Source organism: Nonomuraea sp. KM90, from assembly GCF_052246675.1.
Taxonomy (GTDB): Bacteria; Actinomycetota; Actinomycetes; order Streptosporangiales; family Streptosporangiaceae; genus Nonomuraea.
In genome coordinates this window covers 1-958 of sequence record NZ_JBQQCB010000377.1, presented here as the reverse complement: position 1 = coordinate 958, position 958 = coordinate 1, and the positions used below count along the sequence as shown (strand labels likewise).

1 pseudogene is annotated in these 958 nt (G+C 67.8%); it reads left to right on the top strand.

From position 1 onward, the window contains the following. Positions 1 to 59: 59 nt before the first annotated feature. Positions 60 to 958, top strand: a pseudogene (locus ACTWPW_RS64320) (IS982 family transposase); the annotation flags it as partial.

The window sequence follows — 958 nt, the reverse complement described above, 5'->3', positions numbered from 1 at the left end:
AGATGATTGATGCCAAGGCGTGGCTGCGGAGTTAGGGCGAGGGTGTCCAAGCTCGATGTGTGACGAAAGAGTTAGACACCCCTCGTAACCGCACTGTACGTGTGGATCGATGATGTGTTGAAGGCCCAGCCACAGCTGGCTCCGTGGCGGCCGGAGGTCGGCATCGCGCCGAGGCTCAGCGATGCCGAACTGGTGACCCTGGCGGTGCTGTCGGCGGTGCTGTCGGCGCTGCTGGGCTTCACCTCCGAGCGCCGCTGGCTGCGGTATGCCCGCGCCGAGCTGGGCGTGATGTTCCCGCACCTGCCGGGCCAGCCGGGCTACAACCGGCGCCTGCGTAACGCCTGCGAGCTGGTCAGGCACATGATCCGGATACTGGCCGCCGACACCTCGCTGTGGAGTGACGACGTCTGGGTGGCCGATTCCACGCCGATCGAGTGCGGCCGCTCCCGGGAGACGACCCGGCGCTCGGCGCTGGCCGGGTGGGCGGAGTACGGCTACTGCGCCTCCCACTCCCGCTATTTCTGGGGGCTTCGGCTGCACCTGCTGTGCACGCTGGGCGGGCTGCCCGTGCTGTTCGCCCTCAGCGGTGCCAAGGCCGATGAGCGCGAGGTCCTGCTCGGCATGCTGCAGGCCGCACCCGACGTCCTGGCCGCTCATCCAGATCAGACGATCATCGCCGATCGACACTACTACGGCCGCCCTTTTCGAAGCCGAGCTCGCCGAGCGTGAGCTGCAGCTGCTGCGCCCGGCCCGCCAGGGCGAGCCCGAGCGGCCCGGCGCAGCACTGTTCAAGCCACTGCGCCAGACCATCGAGTCGATCAACCAGACCTTCAAGAGCCAGCTGGACCTGGAACGCCACGGCGGCCGTACCCCTGCCGGCGTCATCATTCGTGTGCTGACCCGCATCCTCGCGCTGACCAGCGTGATCTGGCACAACGACAAGACCGGCCAGCCGATC